28 protein-coding genes are annotated in these 23,605 nt (G+C 61.0%); 27 read left to right on the forward strand and 1 reads right to left on the reverse strand.

Annotation, left to right across the window (positions count from 1 at the left end):
• Positions 1 to 88 precede the first annotated feature (88 nt).
• Both rpoB and rpoC read left to right on the forward strand, forming a co-directional pair.
• Entirely contained in the window at positions 89 to 4,231 is a 4,143-nt protein-coding gene (gene rpoB, locus PU133_RS11210; RefSeq protein ID WP_404861779.1) for a DNA-directed RNA polymerase subunit beta, read from the forward strand.
• A gap of 208 nt (positions 4,232 to 4,439) precedes the next feature.
• Entirely contained in the window at positions 4,440 to 8,660 is a 4,221-nt protein-coding gene (rpoC, locus tag PU133_RS11215) for a DNA-directed RNA polymerase subunit beta' (RefSeq protein ID WP_404861780.1), read from the forward strand.
• A 100-nt stretch (positions 8,661 to 8,760) separates the two neighbouring features.
• On the opposite strand, the gene PU133_RS11220 is transcribed toward rpoC, so the two are convergent.
• Entirely contained in the window at positions 8,761 to 9,054 is a 294-nt protein-coding gene (locus PU133_RS11220; protein WP_126010243.1) for a transcriptional regulator, read from the reverse strand.
• 515 nt (positions 9,055 to 9,569) lie between these two features.
• Here PU133_RS11220 and rpsL point away from each other — a divergent pair.
• From rpsL to rplO, 25 genes are all read left to right on the forward strand, one after another.
• Positions 9,570 to 9,941: a 30S ribosomal protein S12 gene (gene rpsL, locus PU133_RS11225; RefSeq protein ID WP_047030256.1), complete on the forward strand. Its 372-nt coding sequence runs from the start codon at positions 9,570 to 9,572 to the stop codon at positions 9,939 to 9,941.
• Between the two features lie 68 nt (positions 9,942 to 10,009).
• The gene (gene rpsG / locus PU133_RS11230) at positions 10,010 to 10,480 is read left to right on the forward strand and encodes a 30S ribosomal protein S7 (RefSeq protein WP_126010244.1); all 471 of its coding nucleotides are present in this window, start codon (positions 10,010 to 10,012) and stop codon (positions 10,478 to 10,480) included.
• A gap of 56 nt (positions 10,481 to 10,536) precedes the next feature.
• Positions 10,537 to 12,627, forward strand: coding sequence for an elongation factor G (fusA, locus tag PU133_RS11235; RefSeq protein WP_404861781.1), 2,091 nt, complete (start codon positions 10,537 to 10,539; stop codon positions 12,625 to 12,627).
• A gap of 63 nt (positions 12,628 to 12,690) precedes the next feature.
• A complete protein-coding gene (gene tuf / locus PU133_RS11240) occupies positions 12,691 to 13,866 on the forward strand; it encodes an elongation factor Tu (protein ID WP_126010234.1) in 1,176 nt (391 codons plus the stop codon).
• Between the two features lie 71 nt (positions 13,867 to 13,937).
• A complete protein-coding gene (rpsJ, locus tag PU133_RS11245) occupies positions 13,938 to 14,246 on the forward strand; it encodes a 30S ribosomal protein S10 (protein WP_099868158.1) in 309 nt (102 codons plus the stop codon).
• Between the two features lie 73 nt (positions 14,247 to 14,319).
• On the forward strand, positions 14,320 to 15,039 hold the full coding sequence (gene rplC, locus PU133_RS11250; RefSeq protein WP_126010246.1) for a 50S ribosomal protein L3: 720 nt from the start codon (positions 14,320 to 14,322) through the stop codon (positions 15,037 to 15,039).
• Complete coding sequence (rplD, locus tag PU133_RS11255) at positions 15,039 to 15,659, forward strand: 50S ribosomal protein L4 (RefSeq protein WP_126010247.1); 621 nt, start codon at positions 15,039 to 15,041, stop codon at positions 15,657 to 15,659. Before rplC ends, rplD begins: the two co-directional genes overlap by 1 nt.
• Entirely contained in the window at positions 15,656 to 15,949 is a 294-nt protein-coding gene (locus tag PU133_RS11260) for a 50S ribosomal protein L23 (RefSeq protein WP_126010248.1), read from the forward strand. The genes rplD and PU133_RS11260 overlap by 4 nt, the downstream gene beginning before the upstream one ends.
• Before the next feature lie 39 nt (positions 15,950 to 15,988).
• Positions 15,989 to 16,825, forward strand: a complete 837-nt coding sequence (gene rplB, locus PU133_RS11265) for a 50S ribosomal protein L2 (RefSeq protein ID WP_404861782.1) — start codon at positions 15,989 to 15,991, stop codon at positions 16,823 to 16,825.
• Positions 16,826 to 16,840: 15 nt separating this feature from the next.
• Entirely contained in the window at positions 16,841 to 17,119 is a 279-nt protein-coding gene (gene rpsS, locus PU133_RS11270; protein ID WP_126010250.1) for a 30S ribosomal protein S19, read from the forward strand.
• 2 nt (positions 17,120 to 17,121) lie between these two features.
• On the forward strand, positions 17,122 to 17,511 hold the full coding sequence (gene rplV, locus PU133_RS11275) for a 50S ribosomal protein L22 (protein ID WP_126010251.1): 390 nt from the start codon (positions 17,122 to 17,124) through the stop codon (positions 17,509 to 17,511).
• A 2-nt stretch (positions 17,512 to 17,513) separates the two neighbouring features.
• Positions 17,514 to 18,218, forward strand: a complete 705-nt coding sequence (rpsC, locus tag PU133_RS11280) for a 30S ribosomal protein S3 (protein ID WP_126010252.1) — start codon at positions 17,514 to 17,516, stop codon at positions 18,216 to 18,218.
• A 36-nt stretch (positions 18,219 to 18,254) separates the two neighbouring features.
• Positions 18,255 to 18,668 (forward strand): 50S ribosomal protein L16, encoded by a 414-nt coding sequence (gene rplP, locus PU133_RS11285; RefSeq protein WP_126010253.1) that lies wholly within the window; start codon positions 18,255 to 18,257, stop codon positions 18,666 to 18,668.
• Positions 18,669 to 18,679: 11 nt separating this feature from the next.
• On the forward strand, positions 18,680 to 18,883 hold the full coding sequence (gene rpmC / locus PU133_RS11290; protein WP_126010254.1) for a 50S ribosomal protein L29: 204 nt from the start codon (positions 18,680 to 18,682) through the stop codon (positions 18,881 to 18,883).
• 13 nt (positions 18,884 to 18,896) lie between these two features.
• Positions 18,897 to 19,136: a 30S ribosomal protein S17 gene (gene rpsQ, locus PU133_RS11295; RefSeq protein ID WP_404861783.1), complete on the forward strand. Its 240-nt coding sequence runs from the start codon at positions 18,897 to 18,899 to the stop codon at positions 19,134 to 19,136.
• Between the two features lie 118 nt (positions 19,137 to 19,254).
• On the forward strand, positions 19,255 to 19,623 hold the full coding sequence (gene rplN / locus PU133_RS11300; RefSeq protein ID WP_126010256.1) for a 50S ribosomal protein L14: 369 nt from the start codon (positions 19,255 to 19,257) through the stop codon (positions 19,621 to 19,623).
• Positions 19,624 to 19,635: 12 nt separating this feature from the next.
• Positions 19,636 to 19,947, forward strand: a complete 312-nt coding sequence (rplX, locus tag PU133_RS11305; RefSeq protein WP_126010257.1) for a 50S ribosomal protein L24 — start codon at positions 19,636 to 19,638, stop codon at positions 19,945 to 19,947.
• On the forward strand, positions 19,940 to 20,497 hold the full coding sequence (rplE, locus tag PU133_RS11310) for a 50S ribosomal protein L5 (RefSeq protein WP_404861784.1): 558 nt from the start codon (positions 19,940 to 19,942) through the stop codon (positions 20,495 to 20,497). Before rplX ends, rplE begins: the two co-directional genes overlap by 8 nt.
• Before the next feature lie 34 nt (positions 20,498 to 20,531).
• A complete protein-coding gene (rpsN, locus tag PU133_RS11315) occupies positions 20,532 to 20,837 on the forward strand; it encodes a 30S ribosomal protein S14 (protein ID WP_126010259.1) in 306 nt (101 codons plus the stop codon).
• Between the two features lie 12 nt (positions 20,838 to 20,849).
• A complete protein-coding gene (gene rpsH, locus PU133_RS11320; protein WP_126010260.1) occupies positions 20,850 to 21,248 on the forward strand; it encodes a 30S ribosomal protein S8 in 399 nt (132 codons plus the stop codon).
• Between the two features lie 41 nt (positions 21,249 to 21,289).
• Positions 21,290 to 21,823 carry a 50S ribosomal protein L6 gene (gene rplF / locus PU133_RS11325; protein WP_126010261.1) on the forward strand — a complete coding sequence of 178 codons (534 nt, stop codon included), beginning with the start codon at positions 21,290 to 21,292 and terminating at the stop codon, positions 21,821 to 21,823.
• A gap of 12 nt (positions 21,824 to 21,835) precedes the next feature.
• Positions 21,836 to 22,198, forward strand: a complete 363-nt coding sequence (rplR, locus tag PU133_RS11330; protein ID WP_126010262.1) for a 50S ribosomal protein L18 — start codon at positions 21,836 to 21,838, stop codon at positions 22,196 to 22,198.
• Between the two features lie 50 nt (positions 22,199 to 22,248).
• Positions 22,249 to 22,821: a 30S ribosomal protein S5 gene (gene rpsE, locus PU133_RS11335; RefSeq protein WP_126010263.1), complete on the forward strand. Its 573-nt coding sequence runs from the start codon at positions 22,249 to 22,251 to the stop codon at positions 22,819 to 22,821.
• Between the two features lie 61 nt (positions 22,822 to 22,882).
• On the forward strand, positions 22,883 to 23,083 hold the full coding sequence (rpmD, locus tag PU133_RS11340; protein ID WP_126010264.1) for a 50S ribosomal protein L30: 201 nt from the start codon (positions 22,883 to 22,885) through the stop codon (positions 23,081 to 23,083).
• A 19-nt stretch (positions 23,084 to 23,102) separates the two neighbouring features.
• Positions 23,103 to 23,591: a 50S ribosomal protein L15 gene (rplO, locus tag PU133_RS11345; RefSeq protein ID WP_126010265.1), complete on the forward strand. Its 489-nt coding sequence runs from the start codon at positions 23,103 to 23,105 to the stop codon at positions 23,589 to 23,591.
• Positions 23,592 to 23,605: the final 14 nt, after the last annotated feature.

Genomic DNA, 23,605 nt, shown 5'->3' on the forward strand with positions numbered 1-23,605 from the left:
TGGAGAGCGCGCCCCCGACGGAGCCGACTGGCCAGCGGTCATCCGTCACATGCAGGCCCAGATGCAAGATTTTTGACAAGGAGCGACGATGGCTCAGACCATTTCATTCAACGGTCGTAGGCGCGTACGCAAGTTCTTCGGTAAAATTCCAGAAGTCGCAGAAATGCCGAACCTCATCGAGGTTCAGAAGGCATCCTACGACCAGTTCCTCATGGTCGACGAGCCGGAAGGCGGTCGCCCGGAAGAGGGCCTTCAGGCCGTCTTCAAGTCGGTGTTCCCGATCCAGGACTTCGCCGGCACCTCGATGCTCGAATTCGTCTCCTACGAATTCGAAGCGCCGAAATTCGACGTCGAAGAGTGCCGTCAGCGCGATCTGACCTACGCAGCGCCGCTCAAGGTGACGCTGCGCCTCATCGTGTTCGATATCGACGAGGATACGGGCGCGAAGTCGATCAAGGACATCAAGGAACAGTCCGTCTACATGGGCGACATGCCGCTGATGACCATGAACGGCACGTTCATCGTCAACGGTACCGAGCGCGTGATCGTCTCGCAGATGCACCGTTCGCCGGGCGTCTTCTTCGACCACGACAAGGGCAAGTCGCACTCGTCGGGCAAGCTGCTCTTCGCAGCCCGCGTCATTCCGTATCGTGGCTCCTGGCTCGACATCGAGTTCGATGCCAAGGACATCGTGCATGCGCGCATCGACCGCCGCCGCAAGATTCCGGCGACGTCGCTCCTGATGGCGCTCGGCATGGATGCCGAGGAAATCCTCGAGACGTTCTACACGAAGTCGCACTACGCCCGTGACGGCGAAGGCTGGCGCATTCCGTTCCAGCCGAACGCGCTCAAGGGCACCAAGGCGATCACGGACCTGATCGACGCCGATACGGGCGAAGTCGTGGCCGAAGCCGGCCGCAAGCTGACCCCGCGTGTGCTCAAGCAGATGCAAGAAAAGGGCGTCAAGGCGATCAAGGCGACCGACGACGACCTCTATGGCGCCTATCTTGCCGAGGACATGGTCAACCCGACGACGGGTGAAGTCTTCCTCGAAGCAGGCGACGAAATCGACGAGAAGACGCTACCGGTTCTCCTGGAAGCGGGTTTCGACTCCATCCCGGTTCTCGACATCGACCACATCAATGTCGGCGCTTACATCCGCAACACACTTGCCGCAGACAAGAACGAGAACCGTCAGGACTCGCTGTTCGACATCTACCGCGTGATGCGTCCGGGCGAGCCACCCACAATGGAAACGGCGGAAGCCATGTTCAACTCGCTGTTCTTCGACAGCGAGCGCTATGATCTGTCGGCCGTTGGCCGCGTCAAGATGAACATGCGCCTCGACCTCGATGCTGCAGACACCGTTCGCACGCTGCGGAAGGACGATATCCTTGCCGTCGTGAAGACGCTCGTCGAACTGCGTGACGGCAAGGGCGAGATCGACGACATCGACAACCTCGGCAACCGCCGTGTGCGTTCGGTCGGCGAGCTCATGGAGAACCAGTATCGCCTGGGCCTTCTGCGCATGGAGCGCGCGATCAAGGAACGCATGTCGTCGATCGAGATCGACACGGTCATGCCGCAGGACCTGATCAACGCCAAGCCGGCCGCTGCTGCTGTTCGCGAGTTCTTCGGATCCTCGCAGCTGTCGCAGTTCATGGACCAGGTGAACCCGCTGTCGGAAATCACGCACAAGCGCCGTCTTTCGGCACTGGGACCGGGTGGTCTGACGCGTGAGCGCGCAGGCTTCGAAGTCCGCGACGTTCACCCGACGCACTATGGCCGTATCTGCCCGATCGAAACGCCGGAAGGCCCGAACATCGGTCTGATCAACTCGCTCGCCTCGTTCGCCCGCGTCAACAAGTACGGCTTCATCGAAAGCCCGTACCGCAAGATCGTGGACGGCAAGGTGACGCGCGACGTCGTTTATCTTTCGGCCATGGAAGAGTCCAAGCACTACGTGGCCCAGGCGAACGCCGAGCTCAGCGAAGACGGTCAGTTCGTCGACGAATTCGTCATTTGCCGCCACTCCGGCGAAGTGATGATGGCGCCGCGCGAAACCATCGACCTCATGGACGTTTCGCCGAAGCAGCTTGTTTCGGTAGCGGCGGCGCTCATCCCGTTCCTTGAGAACGACGACGCCAACCGCGCGCTCATGGGTTCAAACATGCAGCGTCAGGCTGTGCCGTTGCTCCGGGCCGATGCCCCGTTCGTCGGCACGGGCATGGAATCGGTCGTCGCTCGCGACTCCGGCGCTGCCATCGCGGCGCGTCGTTCGGGTGTCGTCGACCAGGTCGATGCAACGCGTATCGTTATTCGCGCTACGGAAGAGACCGATGCCGCAAAATCCGGCGTCGACATCTACCGCCTGCAGAAGTTCCAGCGTTCGAACCAGAACACCTGCGTCAACCAGCGTCCGCTGGTGACCGTGGGTGACCGGATCGAAGCCGGCGACATCATCGCTGACGGTCCGTCGACGGATCTCGGCGATCTGGCGCTCGGCCGGAACGTGCTCGTCGCGTTCATGCCCTGGAACGGCTACAACTACGAGGACTCCATCCTGCTTTCCGAGCGCATCGTCTCGGAAGACGTGTTCACCTCCATCCACATCGACGAATTCGAAGTGATGGCGCGCGACACGAAGCTCGGACCGGAAGAAATCACGCGTGACATTCCGAACGTTTCGGAAGAGGCGCTGAAGAACCTCGACGAAGCCGGCATCGTCTATGTGGGCGCCGAAGTGCATCCTGGCGACATCCTCGTCGGCAAGATCACGCCGAAGGGCGAGAGCCCGATGACGCCGGAAGAGAAGCTTCTGCGCGCCATCTTCGGTGAAAAGGCATCCGACGTCCGCGACACGTCCATGCGCATGCCTCCGGGCGCGCACGGCACCGTCGTCGAAGTCCGCGTGTTCAACCGCCACGGCGTCGAGAAAGACGAACGTGCGATGGCGATCGAGCGCGAGGAAATCGAACGTCTGGCCAAGGACCGCGACGACGAGCAGGCGATCCTCGACCGTAACGTCTACGGTCGTCTGACCGACATGCTGTCGGGCCACGTGGCTGTTGCCGGTCCTAAGACCTTCAAGAAGGGCACCAAGCTCGACGCGGCCGTCATGGGCGACTATCCGCGTTCGCAGTGGTGGCTGTTCGCCGTCGAGGACGAGAAGGTCCAGGGTGGTATCGAGCAGTTGCGCGCGCAGTACGACGAGTCCAAGTCGCGCCTTGAGCAGCGTTTCATGGACAAGGTCGAGAAGGTTCAGCGCGGCGACGAGATGCCCCCAGGCGTCATGAAGATGGTCAAGGTCTTCGTGGCGGTGAAGAGCAAGATGCAGCCGGGCGACAAGATGGCCGGCCGTCACGGCAACAAGGGTGTCGTGTCGCGCATCATGCCGATCGAGGACATGCCGTTCCTCGAAGACGGTACGCATGTCGACATCGTGCTGAACCCGCTCGGCGTGCCTTCGCGCATGAACGTCGGTCAGATCCTCGAGACGCATCTCGGCTGGGCATGCGCGTCGCTCGGCAAGAAGATCGGAAACATGCTGGATGCCTACAAGCAGTCCGGCGACATCTCCGAGCTTCGCGCCACTGTCGATGATGTCATCGGTGGCGGCGTCAAGGGTGAGCCGATCAAGGACTTCGACGATGAGTCGATCGTCCGCGTGGCGGAGCAGACGCGTCGTGGCGTATCGATCGCCACGCCGGTGTTCGACGGTGCGCACGAAGCCGACGTCAATGTCATGCTGGAAAAGGCAGGGCTCAACGTCTCGGGTCAGTCGACGCTGTATGATGGCCGTACCGGCGAGCAGTTCGATCGTCAGGTTACGGTCGGCTACATCTACATGCTGAAGCTGAACCACCTGGTGGACGACAAGATCCACGCCCGTTCGATCGGCCCGTACTCGCTCGTTACCCAGCAGCCGCTGGGCGGCAAGGCGCAGTTCGGCGGTCAGCGCTTCGGCGAGATGGAGGTCTGGGCACTCGAAGCCTATGGCGCCGCCTACACGCTGCAGGAAATGCTGACCGTGAAGTCGGACGACGTGGCTGGCCGTACCAAGGTCTACGAAGCGATCGTGCGTGGTGATGATACCTTCGAGGCCGGCATTCCGGAGAGCTTCAACGTTCTCGTCAAGGAAATGCGCTCGCTGGGTCTCAACGTCGAACTCGAGAACACCAAGATCGACGACAACGCCGACATGGAGCAGCTGCCTGACGCAGCGGAGTAAGCGGACAAACGGGATGCGCCGCATGCAAGGTGGCGCATCCGTTCCTCGATAGTGGGGAGCATGCACGCGCAGCGCCTTTGAGGGTCGCGGCGCGTGCATCGCGGTTTCAGCCGGTAGCTTCTACCGGCCAGGATTTTCGAAGCGGAGACGGGGCGACGGCCTCCACGGACCGCATATGACGGGGCAGGGCCCCGCAAAGGAGACAGGCATGAACCATGAGGTCATGAATCTTTTCAATCCCCAGGCCCCGGCGCAGGTATTCGATAGCATTCGAATTTCCATCGCCAGCCCGGAGAAGATTCTCTCCTGGTCGTTCGGCGAGATCAAGAAGCCGGAAACCATCAACTACCGTACGTTCAAGCCGGAGCGCGACGGTCTCTTCTGCGCGCGCATCTTTGGTCCGATCAAGGACTATGAGTGCCTGTGCGGCAAGTACAAGCGCATGAAGTACAAGGGCATCATCTGCGAAAAGTGCGGCGTGGAAGTCACGCTCTCGCGCGTTCGTCGCGAGCGCATGGGCCACATCGAACTTGCAGCGCCCGTCGCCCACATCTGGTTCCTGAAGTCGCTGCCGAGCCGTATCGGCACGCTGCTCGACATGACGCTCAAGGATATCGAGCGCGTCCTGTACTTCGAGAACTACATCGTGACGGAGCCCGGCCTGACCTCGCTTCAGGAGCACCAGCTGCTGTCTGAAGAAGAGTACATGATTGCCGTGGACGAATTCGGCGAGGATTCCTTCACCGCCATGATCGGCGCCGAGGCCATCTATGAGCTTCTGGCCGGCATGGAGCTGGAGAAGATCGCGGGCGATCTGCGCGAAGAACTGGCAACGACGACTTCGGAACTGAAGTCGAAGAAGCTGATGAAGCGCCTCAAGATCGTCGAGAACTTCATGGAATCCGGCAATCGTCCGGAATGGATGATCATGAAGGTGGTTCCGGTGATCCCGCCGGACCTGCGTCCGCTGGTTCCTCTGGACGGCGGTCGCTTCGCGACGTCGGACCTGAACGACCTCTACCGCCGCGTGATCAACCGCAACAATCGTCTGAAGCGCCTGATCGAACTGCGCGCGCCGGGCATCATCATCCGCAACGAGAAGCGCATGCTTCAGGAGTCGGTCGATGCACTGTTCGACAACGGCCGTCGCGGCCGCGTCATCACGGGTGCCAACAAGCGTCCGCTGAAGTCGCTTTCCGACATGCTCAAGGGCAAGCAGGGCCGGTTCCGCCAGAACCTGCTCGGCAAGCGCGTCGACTATTCGGGCCGTTCGGTCATCGTGACCGGTCCGGAACTGAAGCTGCACCAGTGCGGCCTGCCGAAGAAGATGGCGCTCGAGCTGTTCAAGCCGTTCATCTACGCCCGTCTCGACGCCAAGGGTTACTCCTCGACCGTCAAGCAGGCGAAGAAGCTCGTCGAAAAGGAAAAGCCGGAAGTCTGGGATATCCTGGACGAGGTCATCCGCGAGCATCCGGTTCTCCTGAACCGCGCACCGACGCTCCACCGTCTCGGCATCCAGGCGTTCGAACCCACGCTCGTCGAGGGCAAGGCGATCCAGCTGCACCCGCTCGTCTGCACGGCGTTCAACGCCGACTTCGACGGTGACCAGATGGCCGTGCACGTTCCGCTGTCGCTCGAAGCGCAGCTGGAAGCACGCGTGCTGATGATGTCGACCAACAACATCCTGCACCCTGCATCCGGCGCACCGATTATCGTGCCGTCGCAGGACATGGTTCTCGGCCTCTACTATCTGTCGATCCAGAACCAGAACGAGCCGGGCGAGGGCATGGTCTTCGCCGACATGGGCGAGCTGCATCACGCGCTTGAAAACAAGGTCGTGACGCTGCACACCAAGATCAAAGGTCGCTTCAAGACGGTCGACGAGAACGGCAAACCGGTCTCGCAGATCCACGAGACGACCCCTGGCCGCATGATCATCGGCGAATTGCTGCCGAAGAACGTCAACGTGCCGTTCGACACCTGCAACCAGGAGATGACCAAGAAGAACATCTCCAAGATGATCGATACCGTCTATCGCCACTGCGGTCAGAAAGAGACGGTCATCTTCTGCGACCGCATCATGCAGCTGGGTTTTGGCCACGCCTGCCGTGCCGGCATTTCGTTCGGCAAGGACGACATGGTCATCCCGGACACGAAGGCGAAGATCGTCGGCGATACTGAAACGCTCGTGAAGGAATACGAGCAGCAGTACAATGACGGCCTGATCACGCAGGGGGAGAAGTACAACAAGGTCGTCGACGCCTGGGGCAAGGCGACCGAGAAGGTCGCCGAGGACATGATGGCCCGCATTAAGGCCGTCGAGTTCGACGCGGAGACCGGTCGTCAGAAGCCGATGAACGCCATCTACATGATGAGCCACTCCGGCGCGCGTGGTTCGCCGAACCAGATGCGTCAGCTGGGCGGCATGCGCGGCCTCATGGCCAAGCCTTCGGGCGAGATCATCGAAACACCGATCATCTCGAACTTCAAAGAAGGCCTGACCGTGAACGAGTACTTCAACTCGACGCACGGCGCCCGTAAGGGTCTGGCGGATACGGCTCTGAAGACGGCGAACTCGGGCTACCTGACCCGTCGTCTCGTCGACGTCGCACAGGACTGCATCGTCACCCAGACGGACTGCGGTACCGACAAGGGCCTGACGATGACGGCGATCGTCGATGCCGGCCAGGTGGTCGCATCGCTCGGTCAACGCGTTCTCGGTCGTACCTCGCTCGACGACATCAACCACCCGGTTTCGGGCGAGCTGATCGTCAAGGCCGGGACGTTGATCGACGAGAACGACGTCATTGCCATCGAAGCGGCCAGCATCCAGTCGGTCCGCATTCGTTCGGCTTTGACCTGCGAAGTTCAGACCGGCATCTGCGGCGTCTGCTACGGACGTGACCTGGCGCGCGGTACCCCCGTCAACCAGGGCGAGGCCGTCGGCGTCATCGCGGCGCAGTCGATCGGCGAGCCGGGCACGCAGCTCACCATGCGTACGTTCCACCTTGGTGGTACGGCAACCGTGGTGGACCAGTCGTTCCTGGAAGCGTCTTACGAAGGCAAGGTGCAGATCAAGAACCGCAACGTGCTCCGCAACTCGGAGAACGAACTCGTCGCCATGGGCCGCAACATGGCTATCCAGATCCTGGATCCGAAGGGCAACGAGCGTTCATCGCAGCGCGTGGCATACGGCTCGAAGCTCCACGTCGACGACGGCGATGCCGTTCGTCGTGGCCAGCGTCTCGCCGAGTGGGATCCCTACACCCGCCCGATGATGACGGAAGTTGCCGGTACGGTGGAGTTCGAAGATCTGGTCGACGGTCTCTCCGTCACGGAATCGACGGACGAAGCAACCGGGATCACCAAGCGTCTGGTCATCGACTGGCGTTCGACCCCGCGCGGTTCGGATCTGAAGCCAGCGATCGTCATCAAGGACAAGAACGGGGAGATCGCCAAGCTGTCGCGTGGCGGCGAAGCCCGCTTCCTGCTCTCGGTGGACGCGATCCTTTCGGTCGAGCCAGGCCGCAAGGTGAGCCAGGGTGACGTGCTTGCGCGTATCCCGATGGAAAGCGCGAAGACGAAGGATATCACCGGCGGTCTGCCGCGTGTTGCCGAACTCTTCGAAGCCCGCCGTCCGAAGGATCACGCCATCATCGCAGAAATCGACGGCACGATCCGGTTCGGACGCGACTACAAGAACAAGCGTCGCATCCAGATCGAGCCGGCGGAAGACGGTGTCGAGCCGGTCGAGTACCTGATCCCGAAGGGCAAGCCCTTCCACCTGCAGGAAGGCGATTTTATCGAGAAGGGCGATTACATTCTCGACGGCAATCCCGCTCCGCACGACATCCTTGCCATCAAGGGCGTCGAGGCACTGGCTTCCTATCTCGTCAACGAGATTCAGGAAGTCTACCGACTGCAGGGCGTTCTGATCAACGACAAGCACATCGAGGTGATCGTTCGCCAGATGCTGCAGAAGGTCGAGATCAGCGAGCAGGGCGACTCCAGCTATATCGCTGGCGACATCGTCGACGTGATCGAGCTCAACCAGGTCAATGCGCGCTTGGAAGAAGAGGGCAAGAAGCCGGCCAGCGGCGAAGCCGTTCTGCTCGGCATCACCAAGGCCTCGCTCCAGACGCCGTCCTTCATCTCCGCCGCCTCCTTCCAGGAGACGACGAAGGTGCTGACCGAAGCAGCGGTTGCCGGCAAGACCGACACGCTGCAGGGTCTGAAGGAGAACGTGATCGTGGGTCGTCTCATCCCTGCCGGTACCGGCGGCCAGATGAGCCAGATCCGTCGCATCGCGACTTCGCGCGACGACCTGATCCTCGATGCCCGCCGCAAGTCGTCGGGTGCCGAGACGGCCGACCCGATGCTGGCCGACATGACGGCACGCGAGCGTGCGGCTTCGACCGCCGCGGAATAATCCGCGCTCGTATCAATAACAAAAGCCGCCCCGGGAGACCGGGGCGGCTTTTTTCGTTTGAGGTCCGGGTGTCGTGGACGGGTGAAGTCCCATCCGATCCCTATTTTAAAGTGACGATCGCCACTTCGCCTTCGAGCGCACCCTGATAGGCAGAGGCGTGGGGTTCTTCATCCGGGGCTTCGTGCAGCACCCCGATCTGGTCGAGATCCGCTTCCTCGTACCCTTCGTCGGCGAGCGCGTTGAGAGTGGCGCGAACGGCACTGTCGTCATCGGGCGCGCGGAGGAAAACGTGCAGTTCGGTTGGATCGCCATCCTTGTCGCGCCAAGCGCGGCCGACGATGATGAAGATCATCGGCGTCTCCGGTTCATTCTCATTGGCGGGGGTGTCGATCATCGAAGTGATTCCTAATGCGAGTCGTTTTTGGTCGAGGTGCCGTCGTTCACGAAGGCGATTGACTGGCTTAATGGGACGTGGAATCGCTGTGGTCAACGCGGGCGATAGGCCCGGCGCCGCCCCCGCTTTCAACAGCGCAACAATCGGCTCTACTATATTGCCAATCGGCAAGATTGTTTCGCCTCGTCCAAGCGTCTACCAACTCAGTTGGCGGGCAGGGACAAATCTTAAGGCCAGGCCTTGACGGAATGGGCTTATGCCAGTATCACCCGGCCACCAAAGCCGATGTGAGGCTGGCATCTTCGGGACGACCCGTCCTGGAATTCGCCTCAAACAAGGCTTTATACCGCAGACGACGACAATGCTGTTGGCATGAGACGGGTAACCGTTTCCTCTGCATTTGATGAGCCATCCACCGTTCAATCGGGGACGGCTCGTTTCGCGCATGTTCGGATACTGCGGCGTGAGGGCCTCGTGAAACGGGCTTTGAGATAGATTTTTCAAGGGATGGTTGAATGCCTACCGTAAACCAGCTGATCCGCAAGCCGCGTCAGGCGCCCGTCAAGCGCAACAAAGTTCCGGCTCTGGAGCAGAACCCGCAGAAGCGCGGCGTTTGCACCCGCGTCTATACCACGACCCCTAAGAAGCCAAACTCGGCTCTGCGTAAGGTCGCCAAGATCCGCCTGACCAATGGCTTCGAAGTCATCGGCTACATCCCGGGCGAAGGTCACAACCTTCAGGAACACTCCGTGGTCATGATCCGCGGTGGCCGCGTGAAGGACCTTCCGGGCGTTCGCTACCACGTCATTCGCGGCGTGCTCGATACGCAGGGCGTAAAGAACCGCAAGCAGCGCCGCTCGAAGTACGGCGCCAAGCGTCCGAAGTAAGACCATTCTGTCGCTGGCTCGAGGCAATCATCGCCCGGGTCACGTGCAATCAGTGAGAGACGAGAAATATGTCGCGACGTCACAGGGCAGAGAAGCGTGAAATCAACCCGGATCCGAAGTTCGGTGATCTGGTCATCACGAAGTTCATGAACGCCATCATGTACCACGGCAAGAAGTCTGCCGCCGAGTCGATCGTCTATGGCGCATTCGACGTGGTCGAGCAGAAGACCCGCCAGGAGCCGGTCGGCATCTTCCACCAGGCGCTCGACAATGTCGCGCCGCACGTGGAAGTCCGGTCGCGCCGCGTTGGTGGTGCAACCTACCAGGTTCCGGTCGATGTTCGTCCCGAGCGTCGTCAGGCTCTGGCTATCCGCTGGCTGATCTCGGCTGCCCGCAACCGCAATGAAACGACCATGGTCGAGCGCCTGTCGGGCGAACTCATGGACGCAGCAAACGGTCGCGGCAGCGCAGTCAAGAAGCGCGAAGACACGCACAAGATGGCTGACGCCAACCGCGCGTTCTCGCACTACCGCTGGTAACTGAAATCGGAAGTGGCGCCGCGAAAGCGGTGCCTTCGCATTGAAAGGCTGCCCAAATGGCCCGCGAATACGCAATCGAAGACTACCGCAATTTCGGCATCATGGCGCATATCGACGCCGGCAAGACGACGACGACTGAGCGCGTCCTGTATTACACGGGTCGTTCGCACAAGATCGGAGAAGTCCACGACGGTGCTGCAACCATGGACTGGATGGAGCAGGAGCAGGAACGCGGCATCACGATCACGTCTGCTGCTACGACCACCTTCTGGAAAGGCCGTGACGGCAAGTCGCGTCGCTTCAACATCATCGACACGCCCGGCCACGTCGACTTTACGATCGAAGTCGAGCGTTCGCTGCGCGTTCTCGACGGTGCGATCGCTCTGCTCGACGCCAACGCCGGTGTAGAGCCGCAGACCGAGACTGTCTGGCGTCAGGCCGACAAGTACGAAGTCCCGCGGATGATCTTCTGCAACAAGATGGACAAGATCGGCGCGGACTTCTACCGCTCGGTCGAGATGGTCAAGTCGCGTCTCGGCGCGATCCCGGTCGTCGTTCAGCTTCCGATCGGCGCCGAGAACGAGTTCAAGGGCGTCGTCGACCTGATCGAGATGAACGCTCTCGTATGGCGCGACGAGTCGCTCGGCGCCCAGTGGGACGTCGTCGAGATCCCGGACGATCTCAAGGAGCGTGCCGAAGAGTACCGCGAGAAGATGATCGAAACGGTCGTCGAAATCGACGAAGAAGCCATGGAAGCTTATCTGGAAGGCGAAATGCCGGACAACGATAAGATCCGTCAGCTCATCCGTCGTGGCACGATCGACGTGAAGTTCTTCCCGATGTTCTGCGGCTCTGCCTTCAAGAACAAGGGCGTTCAGCCGCTGCTCGACGCCGTCGTCGACTTCCTGCCGTCCCCGATCGACATCCCGGCCATCAAGGGCATCGACGTCAAGACGGAAGAAGCCACGAAGCGCAAGGCTGCCGATGACGAGCCGGTCGCTCTGCTCGCTTTCAAGATCATGAACGACCCGTTCGTCGGCTCGCTGACGTTCTGCCGTCTCTACTCGGGCAAGCTCGAGAAGGGCACGTCGCTTCTGAACACGGTCAAGGAAAAGCGCGAGCGCATCGGCCGCATGCTGCAGATGCACTCCAACTCACGTGAAGACGTCGACGTCGCCTATGCTGGTGACATCGTCGCTCTTGCTGGCCTGAAGGAAACGACCACCGGCGACACGCTTTGCGATCCGCTGGCCCCGGTCATCCTGGAGCGCATGGAATTCCCGGACCCGGTCATTCAGATCGCGATCGAGCCGAAGACCAAGGCCGACCAGGAAAAGATGGGCCTCGCGCTCAACCGTCTGGCCGCCGAGGATCCTTCCTTCCGCGTCAAGACCGACGAAGAGTCCGGCCAGACGATCATCGCCGGCATGGGCGAGCTTCACCTCGACATCATCGTCGATCGCATGAAGCGCGAGTTCAAGGTCGAGGCCAATGTCGGCGCTCCGCAGGTCGCCTATCGTGAAACCATCACGAAGACCGCAGAAGTCGATTACACGCACAAGAAGCAGTCGGGCGGTACGGGCCAGTTCGCTCGCGTCAAGCTGGTGTTTGAACCCAACCCGGACTCCGAGGATTTCGTCTTCGAATCCAAGATCGTCGGTGGTGCTGTTCCGAAGGAATACATCCCGGGCGTTCAGAAGGGCATTCAGAGCGTCATGTCGGCTGGTCCGCTTGCCGGCTTCCCGATGCTCTCGGTCAAAGCAACTTTGATCGACGGCGCCTTCCACGACGTCGACTCCTCGGTTCTCGCCTTCGAAATCGCAGCGCGCGGTGCATTCCGCGAAGGTGCGCAGAAGGCTGGTGCCCAGCTGCTCGAGCCGATCATGAAGGTCGAAGTCGTGACGCCGGAAGATTACGTCGGTGACGTGATCGGCGATCTGAACTCGCGTCGTGGCCAGATCCAGGGCCAGGAACAGCGCGGCGTTGCCATCGTCATCAACGCGCATGTGCCGCTCGCCAACATGTTCAAGTACGTCGACAACCTGCGCTCCATGAGCCAGGGACGCGCACAGTACACGATGCTGTTCGATCACTATGCGCCGGTTCCTTCGAACGTCGCTCAGGAAATCCAGGCGAAGTTCGCGTAAGGCGCGGACTTCCCAAGAGACTAATTCCGTCCCGCGGGACGACAGTAGAATGGAGAGCCTCCAATGGCTAAAGGCAAGTTTGAACGTAACAAGCCGCATGTGAACATCGGCACGATCGGTCACGTCGACCACGGCAAGACGTCTTTGACGGCTGCGATCACGAAGTTCTTCGGCGAGTACCGCGCATACGACCAGATCGACGGCGCGCCGGAAGAGAAGGCTCGCGGGATCACGATCTCGACGGCCCACGTGGAATACGAGACGGAAGCCCGTCACTACGCCCACGTTGACTGCCCCGGCCACGCCGACTACGTGAAGAACATGATCACCGGTGCTGCCCAGATGGACGGCGCGATCCTCGTCGTTTCGGCTGCTGACGGCCCGATGCCGCAGACGCGCGAGCACATCCTGCTCGCCCGCCAGGTCGGTGTTCCGGCAATCGTCGTGTTCCTGAACAAGGTCGACCAGGTTGACGACGAAGAGCTTCTCGAGCTCGTCGAGCTCGAAGTTCGTGAGCTGCTTTCCTCGTACGACTATCCGGGCGACGACATTCCGATCGTCAAGGGCTCCGCGCTTGCCGCTCTCGAAGACAGCAACAAGGAAATCGGCGAGAACGCCGTTCGTGCGCTGCTGGCTGAAGTCGACAAGTACATCCCGACGCCTGAGCGCCCGATCGACCAGCCGTTCCTGATGCCGATCGAAGACGTGTTCTCGATCTCGGGCCGTGGCACGGTCGTGACCGGCCGCGTCGAGCGTGGCGTCGTCAAGGTTGGCGAGGAAATCGAGATCGTCGGTATCCGCGACACCAAGAAGACGACCTGCACGGGCGTTGAAATGTTCCGCAAGCTGCTCGACCAGGGCCAGGCCGGCGACAACATCGGCGCGCTGCTTCGCGGTGTGGACCGTGAAGGCGTCGAGCGTGGTCAGGTTCTGTGCAAGCCGGGTTCGGTCAAGCCGCACAAGAAGTTCAAGGCCGAAGCCTACATCCTGACGAAGGAAGAGGGTGGCCGTCACACGCCGTTCTTCACGAACTACCGTCCGCAGTTCTACTTCCGCACGACGGACGTGACGGGCATCGTGACGCTGCCGGAAGGCACGGAGATGGTGATGCCTGGCGACAACGTGACCGTTGACGTCGAGCTGATCGTGCCGATCGCGATGGAAGAGCGTCTGCGCTTCGCTATCCGCGAAGGCGGCCGTACCGTCGGCGCCGGCATCGTCGCCGCGATCACGGAATAACAGCTGGTCTGACCCTTATGGCGCGCCGGCTTCGGGCGGCGCGCCCTTACTTCAAACAAGGATGAATTCGAATGAACGGCCAGAATATCCGTATCCGCCTCAAGGCGTTCGATCATCGGATTCTCGATGCCTCCACGCGTGAGATCGTTTCGACCGCCAAGCGCACGGGTGCCAATGTCCGTGGTCCCGTTCCGCTTCCGACGCGGATCGAGAAGTTTACGGTCAACCGGTCGCCGCACATCGACAAGAAGAGCCGCGAGCAATTCGAGATGCGTACCCACAAGCGTCTTCTCGACATCGTCGACCCGACCCCCCAGACGGTCGATGCGCTGATGAAGCTCGACCTGGCTGCCGGCGTCGACGTCGAAATCAAGCTTTAAGAGTCGGTCTGGACCATCCAAGGCGCCTGAGAGCGCCGGATGAACGAACGACTCCTCTAAAAGGAATGAACCGATGCGTTCAGGTGTGATTGCACAAAAGGTAGGGATGACCCGGGTCTACAACGACGCCGGCGACCACATCCCGGTAACAGTCCTCAAGCTCGACAATTGCCAGGTCGTTGCTCAGCGGACCGTCGAGAAGAATGGCTATGCAGCCGTCCAGCTTGGCGTCGGCCTCAAGAAGGTCAAGAACACGACGAAGGCACTGCGCGGCCATTTTGCCGCTGCAAATGTCGAGCCGAAGGCAAAGCTGGCCGAGTTCCGCGTCAGCGAAGACAATCTGATCGATATCGGCGCCGAGTTGACGGCCGAGCACTTCGTTGCCGGCCAGCTGGTCGACGTGACCGGTACCACGATCGGTAAGGGCTTCGCCGGTGCCATGAAGCGCCACAACTTCGGTGGTCTGCGTGCAACTCACGGCGTTTCGGTCTCGCACCGTTCGCACGGTTCGACCGGTTCCAACCAGGATCCGGGCCGCGTCTGGAAGGGCAAGCGCATGGCTGGTCACATGGGCCAGACGCGCGTCACGACCCAGAACCTCGAAGTCGTCTCGACGGATGTCGACCGCGGCCTGATCCTCATCAAGGGCGCCGTTCCCGGCTCCAAGGGTGCCTGGATCCTCGTTCGCGATGCCATCAAGTCGCCGATCCCGGAAGCGGCTCCGCGTCCGGCAGCACTGCGTTCGGCGTCGAATGGTGCGACCGCTGAAGCTACGAATGAGGGAGCCGAGTAATGGATCTCAACGTCACCACTCTTGACGGCAGCTCGGCCGGCACGGTTTCGCTCTCGGACGCCGTTTTCGGCCTGGAGCCCCGCGCCGATCTCCTGCAGCGCGTCGTTCGCTGGCAGCTTGCCAAGAAGCAGGCCGGCACTCACAAGGCGCTCGGCCGTTCGGAAGTTTCCCGCACCGGCGCCAAGATGTACCGCCAGAAGGGCACCGGCCGCGCACGTCACCACTCGGCACGCGCTCCGCAGTTCCGCGGCGGCGGCAAGGCTCACGGCCCGGTTGTTCGCAGCCACGGCCATGACCTTCCCAAGAAGGTTCGTGCGCTCGGCCTGAAGCATGCGCTGTCGGCTAAGCTTCGTTCGGAAGACCTGATCGTCATCGACGATTTCGTCGCGAAGGAAGCAAAGACGAAGGGCCTCCTGGAGTCTTTCGGCAAGCTCGGCCTGACGAACGCACTCCTGATCGGCGGCGCCGACCTGGACAGCAATTTCCGCCTTGCGGCCAAGAACATCCCGAACGTGGATATTCTGCCGGTACAGGGCATCAATGTTTACGACATCCTGCGTCGCGGCAAGCTCGTCTTGTCCAAGTCGGCTGTCGAAGCGCTTGAGGAGCGGTTCAAATGACTGATCTTCGTCACTACGACGTGATCGTTTCACCGGCGATCACCGAAAAGGCAACGATGGCCTCGGACAACAACCAGGTCGTGTTCAATGTCGCAAAGAAGGCTACCAAGCCGGAGATCAAGGCTGCGATCGAGGCGCTGTTCGGCGTCAAGGTCAAGGCGGTGAACACGCTGCTTCGCAAGGGCAAGGTCAAGCGGTTCCGTGGCATCAAGGGCCGCCAGAGCGACGTCAAGAAGGCAATCGTCACGCTCGCCGAGGGTCAGACCCTCGACGTATCGACGGGCCTCTGAGGCGCGCCTGAGCGACCGGAACCGTAAGGAAACAAGAAAATGGCATTGAAGAGTTTCAATCCGATCACGCCGAGCACGCGCCAGCTCGTCATCGTCGATCGCTCCGCCCTCTACAAGGGCAAGCCGGTCAAGACGCTGACGGAAGGCCTTTCGCAGAAGGGCGGCCGTAACAACGCCGGCCGCATCACTGCGCGCTACCAGGGCGGTGGTCACAAGCGTTCGTACCGCATGGTCGATTTCAAGCGTCGCAAGTTCGACGTATCGGCAACGGTCGAGCGTCTCGAATACGACCCGAACCGCACGGCATTCATCGCACTCATCAAGTACGATGACGGCGAGCTGAGCTACATCCTGGCTCCGCAGCGCCTGGCTGTCGGCGACAGGGTCGTCTCGTCGAACAAGGCTGTGGACGTGAAGCCTGGCAACGCCATGCCGCTTCAGAACATGCCGGTCGGCACCATCGTCCACAATGTGGAGATGAAGCCGGAGAAGGGTGGTCAGATCGCCCGTTCGGCAGGCACCTACGTTCAGCTCGTGGGCCGCGACCAGGGGATGGCGATCCTTCGCCTGAACTCTGGCGAGCAGCGCCTCGTGTCGGGCCTGTGCCTCGGCACCGTCGGCGCGGTCTCGAACCCGGACCATGGCAACATCAACGATGGCAAGGCTGGTCGCACCCGCTGGCGCGGCAAGCGTCCGCATGTCCGCGGCGTCGTCATGAACCCCGTCGACCACCCGCATGGTGGTGGTGAAGGCCGGACCTCGGGTGGTCGTCACCCGGTTTCGCCCTGGGGCAAGCCGACCAAGGGCAAGCGTACGCGGTCGAACAAGTCGACCGACAAGTTCATCATGCGCTCGCGCCACCAGCGCAAGAAGTAAGAGAGGAAGTCTCAATTGGCTCGTTCAGTTTGGAAAGGTCCGTTTGTTGACGGCTATCTTCTCAAGAAGGCTGAGAAGGTGCGCGAAGGCGGACGCAGCGAAGTGATCAAGATCTGGAGCCGTCGCTCCACGATCCTGCCGCAGTTCGTCGGTCTGACCTTCGGTGTCTACAATGGCGCGAAGCACATTCCGGTATCAGTTTCGGAAGACATGGTCGGACACAAGTTCGGCGAATTCGCTCCGACGCGGACCTACTACGGTCACGGCGCGGACAAGAAGGCGAAGAGGAAGTAACAATGGGCAAGGCCAAAGCCGAACGCCGGCTCAAGGATAACGAGGCGCAGGCAGTTGCGCGCACGATCCGCGTCAGTCCCCAGAAGCTCAATCTCGTTGCGGCCATGATCCGCGGCAAGAAGGTCGAGCGGGCTCTGGCCGATCTCGAGTTTTCGCGCAAGCGCATCGCTGAAACCGTCCGCAAGACGCTTCAGTCTGCCATCGCAAACGCCGAAAACAACCACGACCTCGACGTCGACCAGCTGATCGTCGCGGAAGCTCATGTCGGCAAGTCGATCACAATGAAGCGTTTCCACGCTCGTGGCCGTGGCCGCGCGAGCCGCATCGAGAAGCCGTTCTCGCACCTGACCATCGTGGTGCGCGAAGTCGAAGAAACCGGGAAGGCTGCTTAAGTATGGGTCAGAAAATCAATCCGATCGGCTTTCGCCTCGGCATCAACCGTACCTGGGACAGCCGCTGGTTCGCCGACAACGCCGAATACTCCAAGCTGCTTCATGAGGATCTGAAGATCCGCAAGTTCATCATGGATGAGCTGAAGCAGGCTGCGATTTCGAAGGTGGTGATCGAGCGTCCGCACAAGAAGTGCCGGGTCACGATCCATGCTGCGCGTCCGGGCCTCATCATCGGCAAGAAGGGCGCGGACATCGAGAAGCTGCGCAAGCGCCTCTCGCAGATGACCAACTCGGAAACGCACCTCAACATCGTCGAAGTGCGCAAGCCTGAGACCGATGCGACGCTGGTCGCTCAGTCGATCGCTCAGCAGCTCGAGCGTCGTGTGGCATTCCGTCGCGCCATGAAGCGCGCCGTTCAGTCTGCCATGCGTCTTGGCGCCGAAGGTATCCGTATCACGTCGGCCGGTCGTTTGGGCGGCGCGGAAATCGCGCGCACCGAATGGTACCGTGAAGGCCGCGTGCCGCTGCATACGCTGCGCGCCGATATCGACTACGGCACGGCCGAGGCTCACACGGCTTACGGCATCTGCGGCATCAAGGTCTGGATCTTCAAGGGCGAGATCCTCGAGCATGACCCGATGGCTTCGGAGCGTCGCGCGTTGGAAGGCGATAATCAGGGTGGCCAGCGCCGCCGCGAGAACGCGTGATCATAAGCGCGGTTCGAGAATTCGGAGAATAAGACTATGTTGCAGCCAAAGCGTACGAAGTACCGCAAGCAGTTCAAGGGCCGCATCAAGGGCGTGGCCAAGGGCGGCTCTGACCTGAATTTCGGTTCTTTCGGCCTGAAGGCGCAAGAACCGGACCGCGTCAATGCGCGTCAGATCGAAGCGGCTCGCCGCGCGATCACCCGTCACATGAAGCGTGCTGGTCGCGTCTGGATCCGGGTGTTCCCGGATGTGCCGGTCACCTCCAAGCCCACGGAAGTCCGCATGGGTAAGGGTAAGGGATCGGTCGACTACTGGGCCTGCAAGGTCAAGCCAGGCCGTATCATGTTCGAGATCGATGGCGTTTCGGAAGAAATCGCGCGTGAGGCTCTTCGCCTCGGCGCCGCCAAGCTGTCGGTCAAGACGCGCTTCGTACAGCGCATCGCCGATTAAGGAGACGGACAATGAAATCGACAGACGTCCGTGCGCTGAGCGCCGACCAGTTGAACGACGAACTTGCCAAGCTGAAGAAGGAGCAGTTCAACCTGCGCTTCCAGCGGGCTACCGGCCAGCTTGAAAAGACCTCGCGCGTTCGCGAGATCCGTCGCGACATCGCACGCATCAAGACAATTGCCCGCCAGAAGCTGGCGGCAGAAGCCAAGGCCTAAAGGACCAAGAACAATGCCGAAACGCATTCTGCAGGGCACCGTCGTCAGCGACAAGAACGAGAAGACCGTCGTGGTCCTCGTGGAGCGTCGCTTCGCGCATCCCTTGCTTCAGAAGACCGTTCGCCGGTCCAAGAAGTACAAGGCGCATGACGAGACCAACCAGTTCAAGACCGGCGACTTCGTCTCCATCCAGGAGTGCGCGCCGATCTCCAAAGACAAGCGCTGGACCGTCGTTTCCAACGCTGCGGAATAATCGTCGGCTTGACGATTGCCGCAAGGCGCGTCAGAAGCGCGCCAGCACGAATAACAACAATGCCAGAAGGCGAGGGTGGCACGGCCTCCTCGCCGATTGAAGGAAAAGGCGGTCTGACATGATTCAGATGCAAACAAACCTCGACGTCGCCGATAATTCCGGCGCTCGTCGTGTCATGTGCATCAAGGTGCTGGGCGGCTCGAAGCGGAAATATGCTTCTATCGGCGACATCATCGTCGTCTCGGTAAAAGAAGCAATTCCGCGCGGGCGCGTCAAGAAAGGCGATGTCATGAAGGCGGTCGTGGTTCGCACGGCCAAGGATATCCGTCGTTCGGACGGTTCCGTCATCCGCTTCGACAAGAACGCAGCCGTTCTTATCGACAACAAGAAAGAGCCCATCGGCACGCGTATCTTCGGCCCTGTTCCGCGCGAGCTTCGCGCCAAGAGCCACATGAAGATCATCTCGCTGGCGCCTGAAGTGCTTTAAGGAGAGACCACGATGCAAAAGATCCGTAAAGGCGACAGCGTCGTTGTGATCACCGGCAAGGACAAGGGCCGCACCGGCGAAGTCCTCCAGGTGATGCCGAAAGACGATCGCGCAATCGTGCGCGGCATCAACATGGTGAAGCGCCACCAACGCCAGACCCAGACGCAGGAAGCAGGCATCATCACCAAGGAAGCCTCGATCCACCTGTCGAACCTGGCGCTTGCCGATCCGAAGGACGGCAAGGCGACCCGTGTTGGTTTCAAGATTGACGGCGACAAGAAGGTTCGTGTCGCCAAGCGTTCCGGAGATACGATCAATGGCTGAGGCAAAGTACGAGCCGCGGCTCAAGACCGATTACAACGAGCGCATCCGCGCCGCACTGCGCGAGCAGTTCTCTTACGCGAACGACATGATGATCCCGCGTCTGGACAAGATCGTGATCAATATGGGCGTCGGTGAAGCGACGGGCGATTCCAAGAAGCCTTCGGTCGCTGCTGCCGATCTCGCGGCAATCGCAGGTCAGAAGCCGGTCATCACCCGCGCACGCACGTCCATCGCTGGCTTCAAGGTCCGCGAAGGCATGCCGATCGGCGCCAAGGTGACGCTGCGCGGCACCCGCATGTATGAGTTTCTGGACCGCCTCGTGACCGTGGCTCTGCCGCGCGTTCGCGACTTTCGCGGCCTGAACCCGAAGAGCTTTGACAGCCGTGGCAACTTCGCCATGGGCATCAAGGAACACATCGTGTTCCCCGAGATCAACTACGACAAGGTCGATCAGATGTGGGGCATGGATATCATCGTTTGCACGACGGCAAAGAACGACGACGAAGCACGGGCTCTTCTCAAAGAGTTCAACTTCCCGTTCCGCCAATAGTCCGTAACGGCAAGCGTAAAGAAGGATAAGCGAAATGGCGAAAGTCAGCGCAGTCGAAAAGAACAAGCGCCGGCGTCAGCTGGTGGCCCGGGACGCCAAGAAGCGCGCGGCCCTCAAGGCGATCGTGAAGAACCAGGAACTGCCGATCGAGGACCGCTTCCGTGCGACCCTCAAGCTCGCCGAACTGCCGCGTAACGGTTCCAAGACGCGCATTCGTAACCGGTGCGAAGTGTCGGGTCGTCCGCGCGCCTTTTATCGCAAGCTCGGCATGTCGCGTATCGCGCTGCGCGAGCTCGGCAATCTCGGCAAGGTGCCGGGCATTGTGAAGTCGAGCTGGTAAGGAGACGAGCACATGGCCATGACAGATCCCCTGGGCGATATGCTCACCCGTATCCGCAACGGCGCCAGCCGCAAGAAGACCAGCGTCTCGACGCCGGCTTCGAAGCTGCGCGCACGCGTGCTCGACGTCCTTGAGTCGGAAGGCTACATCCGTGGCTATTCCGAGACCGACTTCGGCAACGGCAAGTCTGAAATCACCATCGAGCTGAAGTATCACGAGGGCGGTTCCGTCATTCGCGAAATCGCTCGCGTGTCGAAGCCCGGCCGTCGCGTCTACGTTTCGGTCAAGTCGATCCCGCAGGTCGCAAACGGCCTCGGCATCACCATTCTTTCGACCCCGAAGGGCGTGATGGCGGACCATCAGGCACGCGAACAGAACGTCGGTGGCGAGGTCCTGTGCAGCGTCTTCTAAGACGCCGCCAGGTACCCCACACGAGAAAGACAGGTTGAACAATGTCTCGTATCGGTAAGAAACCCGTTCAGGTTCCCTCGGGCGTCACTGCCTCGGTGGAAGGCCAGACGGTCAAGGCCAAGGGCCCCAAGGGCGAGCTCAGCTTCGTTGCAAACGACGAAGTGCTGGTGAAGATGGAAGATGGCGCAGTCGTCGTCACTCCGATGGACGACAGCAAGAACGCCCGTTCGAAGTGGGGCATGTCCCGCACGATGGTCGAAAACATCATGCTGGGCGTCTCCAAGGGCTACGAGCGCAAGCTCGAGATCAACGGCGTCGGCTATCGCGCCACCATGCAGGGCAAGAATCTGCAGTTGGCGCTTGGCTACAGCCATGACGTCATCTATCAGACGCCCGAAGGCATCTCGATCGCCTGCCCGAAGCCGACGGAAATCATCATCAGCGGCATCGACAAGCAGCGCGTCGGTCAAGTCGCCGCGGAGATCCGTGAATTCCGCTCGCCGGAGCCCTACAAGGGCAAGGGCGTGAAGTACGCGGAAGAGCGCATCGTCCGCAAGGAAGGCAAGAAGAAGTAAGGAACTGCCAAGATGGCTACCAAGAAAGAAACCCTTACGCGTCGTGCCTCACGCGTCCGCCGCCAGCTGAAGAAGGTGTCCAACGGCCGTCCGCGGCTGTCGGTTCACCGTTCGTCGAAGAACATCTATGCCCAGCTGATCGACGATACGAAGGGTCACACCCTCGCATCGGCATCGACGCTGGATACGGATCTGCGTACTTCGCTGAAGACGGGTGCGGATACGGCGGCTGCTGCCGCTGTCGGCAAGCTCCTCGCGGAGCGCGCCACCAAGGCCGGCGTCACGGAAGTCGTGTTCGACCGTGGCTCGTTCATTTACCACGGCCGCATCAAGGCCCTCGCCGAAGCTGCCCGCGAAGGCGGTCTCAGCTTCTAATCTCAACTCAATCTGCCGATTGAAACCGCAAAAAAATAAGGACAAGGACAATGGCAAGAGAAGCACGCCGCGAAAACCGCGGTCGCGATGAAGAGCGCGATAGCGAATTCGTCGACAAGCTCGTCCACATCAACCGCGTCGCCAAGGTCGTCAAGGGCGGCCGTCGTTTCGGTTTCGCAGCCCTCGTCGTCGTCGGCGACCAGAAGGGCCGCGTAGGCTTCGGTCATGGCAAGGCACGCGAAGTGCCGGAAGCCATCCGCAAGGCAACCGAGAGCGCCAAGCGCGATCTTATCTTCGTACCGCTGCGTTCGGGCCGTACCCTGCACCATGACGTGCATGGCCGCCACGGCGCCGGCAAGGTTCTGCTGCGTGCAGCAAAGCCCGGTACGGGTATCATCGCCGGTGGTCCGATGCGCGCCGTTTTCGAAACGCTCGGCATGCATGACGTCGTCGCCAAGTCGACCGGTTCGTCGAACCCGTACAACATGGTTCGCGCCACCTTCGACGCGCTGAAGAAGCAGATGCACCCAAAGGACATCGCTGCACAGCGTGGCATCAAGTTCGCGACGCTTCAGGCGCGCCGCGCCGAAGCTTCGGGCAGCACGGCTGCCGTCGAGGAATAAGTTGGGTTGAGCCGTCGACGCTCAGGAGAGCGTCCGGCCATCTTTGAAGGGAGCCATCATCATGGCTGAGACACAGTCGGGCAAGACGATCACGATCGAACAGATCGGCAGCCCCATCCGCCGTCCGGCAGAGCAGCGTGCAACGCTGATCGGCCTGGGCCTGAACAAGATGCACCGCCGCCGCACGCTCGTCGACACTCCGTCGGTACGTGGCATGATCCGGACGGTCTCTCACCTCGTTCGCGTCGTCGAAGAAAACTGAGACGGGGAGCAGGAAGATCATGAAACTGAATGAATTGCATGACGTTGATGGCGCCACCAAGCCGCGCAAGCGCGTCGGTCGCGGCATCGGCTCGGGCAGCGGCAAGACCGCTGGCCGTGGTGTCAAGGGTCAGAAATCCCGTTCGGGCGTCGCCATCAACGGCTTCGAAGGCGGCCAGATGCCGATCTATCGTCGTCTGCCGAAGCGCGGCTTCACGAACATCTTCGCCAAAGACTTCAATGTCGTCTCGCTCGGCCGTATCCAGGCCGCAGTCGACGCCAAGAAGCTCGACGCCGGCAAGACTGTCGATGTCGAAGCTCTGAAGGCCGCAGGCATCATCCGTCGCTCCAAGGATGGCGTTCGCGTCCTGTCCGATGGCGACCTGAATGCCAAGCTGACGCTCGAAGTTGCCGGTGCCTCCAAGTCTGCGATCGAAAAGATCGAAAAGGCTGGCGGTTCGGTCAAGCTCCTGAGCGCCGCTGCTGAAAACGACGCCGACACCAAGTGATTTGATCGGCCGCC

The sequence above is a fragment of the Georhizobium sp. MAB10 genome, from assembly GCF_045012825.1.
GTDB lineage: Bacteria > Pseudomonadota > Alphaproteobacteria > Rhizobiales > Rhizobiaceae > Georhizobium > Georhizobium profundi.

What these genes read in the sequence shown, in the direction of transcription:
- rpoB (WP_404861779.1), top strand. Translation starts at nt 89, where the DNA reads ATGGCTCAGACCATTTCATTCAACGGTCGTAGGCGCGTACGCAAGTTC.
- rpoC (WP_404861780.1), top strand. Translation starts at nt 4,440, where the DNA reads ATGAACCATGAGGTCATGAATCTTTTCAATCCCCAGGCCCCGGCGCAG.
- PU133_RS11220 (WP_126010243.1), bottom strand. Translation starts at nt 9,054, where the DNA reads ATGATCGACACCCCCGCCAATGAGAATGAACCGGAGACGCCGATGATC.
- rpsL (WP_047030256.1), top strand. Translation starts at nt 9,570, where the DNA reads ATGCCTACCGTAAACCAGCTGATCCGCAAGCCGCGTCAGGCGCCCGTC.
- rpsG (WP_126010244.1), top strand. Translation starts at nt 10,010, where the DNA reads ATGTCGCGACGTCACAGGGCAGAGAAGCGTGAAATCAACCCGGATCCG.
- fusA (WP_404861781.1), top strand. Translation starts at nt 10,537, where the DNA reads ATGGCCCGCGAATACGCAATCGAAGACTACCGCAATTTCGGCATCATG.
- tuf (WP_126010234.1), top strand. Translation starts at nt 12,691, where the DNA reads ATGGCTAAAGGCAAGTTTGAACGTAACAAGCCGCATGTGAACATCGGC.
- rpsJ (WP_099868158.1), top strand. Translation starts at nt 13,938, where the DNA reads ATGAACGGCCAGAATATCCGTATCCGCCTCAAGGCGTTCGATCATCGG.
- rplC (WP_126010246.1), top strand. Translation starts at nt 14,320, where the DNA reads ATGCGTTCAGGTGTGATTGCACAAAAGGTAGGGATGACCCGGGTCTAC.
- rplD (WP_126010247.1), top strand. Translation starts at nt 15,039, where the DNA reads ATGGATCTCAACGTCACCACTCTTGACGGCAGCTCGGCCGGCACGGTT.
- PU133_RS11260 (WP_126010248.1), top strand. Translation starts at nt 15,656, where the DNA reads ATGACTGATCTTCGTCACTACGACGTGATCGTTTCACCGGCGATCACC.
- rplB (WP_404861782.1), top strand. Translation starts at nt 15,989, where the DNA reads ATGGCATTGAAGAGTTTCAATCCGATCACGCCGAGCACGCGCCAGCTC.
- rplV (WP_126010251.1), top strand. Translation starts at nt 17,122, where the DNA reads ATGGGCAAGGCCAAAGCCGAACGCCGGCTCAAGGATAACGAGGCGCAG.
- rpsC (WP_126010252.1), top strand. Translation starts at nt 17,514, where the DNA reads ATGGGTCAGAAAATCAATCCGATCGGCTTTCGCCTCGGCATCAACCGT.
- rplP (WP_126010253.1), top strand. Translation starts at nt 18,255, where the DNA reads ATGTTGCAGCCAAAGCGTACGAAGTACCGCAAGCAGTTCAAGGGCCGC.
- rpmC (WP_126010254.1), top strand. Translation starts at nt 18,680, where the DNA reads ATGAAATCGACAGACGTCCGTGCGCTGAGCGCCGACCAGTTGAACGAC.
- rpsQ (WP_404861783.1), top strand. Translation starts at nt 18,897, where the DNA reads ATGCCGAAACGCATTCTGCAGGGCACCGTCGTCAGCGACAAGAACGAG.
- rplN (WP_126010256.1), top strand. Translation starts at nt 19,255, where the DNA reads ATGATTCAGATGCAAACAAACCTCGACGTCGCCGATAATTCCGGCGCT.
- rplX (WP_126010257.1), top strand. Translation starts at nt 19,636, where the DNA reads ATGCAAAAGATCCGTAAAGGCGACAGCGTCGTTGTGATCACCGGCAAG.
- rplE (WP_404861784.1), top strand. Translation starts at nt 19,940, where the DNA reads ATGGCTGAGGCAAAGTACGAGCCGCGGCTCAAGACCGATTACAACGAG.
- rpsN (WP_126010259.1), top strand. Translation starts at nt 20,532, where the DNA reads ATGGCGAAAGTCAGCGCAGTCGAAAAGAACAAGCGCCGGCGTCAGCTG.
- rpsH (WP_126010260.1), top strand. Translation starts at nt 20,850, where the DNA reads ATGGCCATGACAGATCCCCTGGGCGATATGCTCACCCGTATCCGCAAC.
- rplF (WP_126010261.1), top strand. Translation starts at nt 21,290, where the DNA reads ATGTCTCGTATCGGTAAGAAACCCGTTCAGGTTCCCTCGGGCGTCACT.
- rplR (WP_126010262.1), top strand. Translation starts at nt 21,836, where the DNA reads ATGGCTACCAAGAAAGAAACCCTTACGCGTCGTGCCTCACGCGTCCGC.
- rpsE (WP_126010263.1), top strand. Translation starts at nt 22,249, where the DNA reads ATGGCAAGAGAAGCACGCCGCGAAAACCGCGGTCGCGATGAAGAGCGC.
- rpmD (WP_126010264.1), top strand. Translation starts at nt 22,883, where the DNA reads ATGGCTGAGACACAGTCGGGCAAGACGATCACGATCGAACAGATCGGC.
- rplO (WP_126010265.1), top strand. Translation starts at nt 23,103, where the DNA reads ATGAAACTGAATGAATTGCATGACGTTGATGGCGCCACCAAGCCGCGC.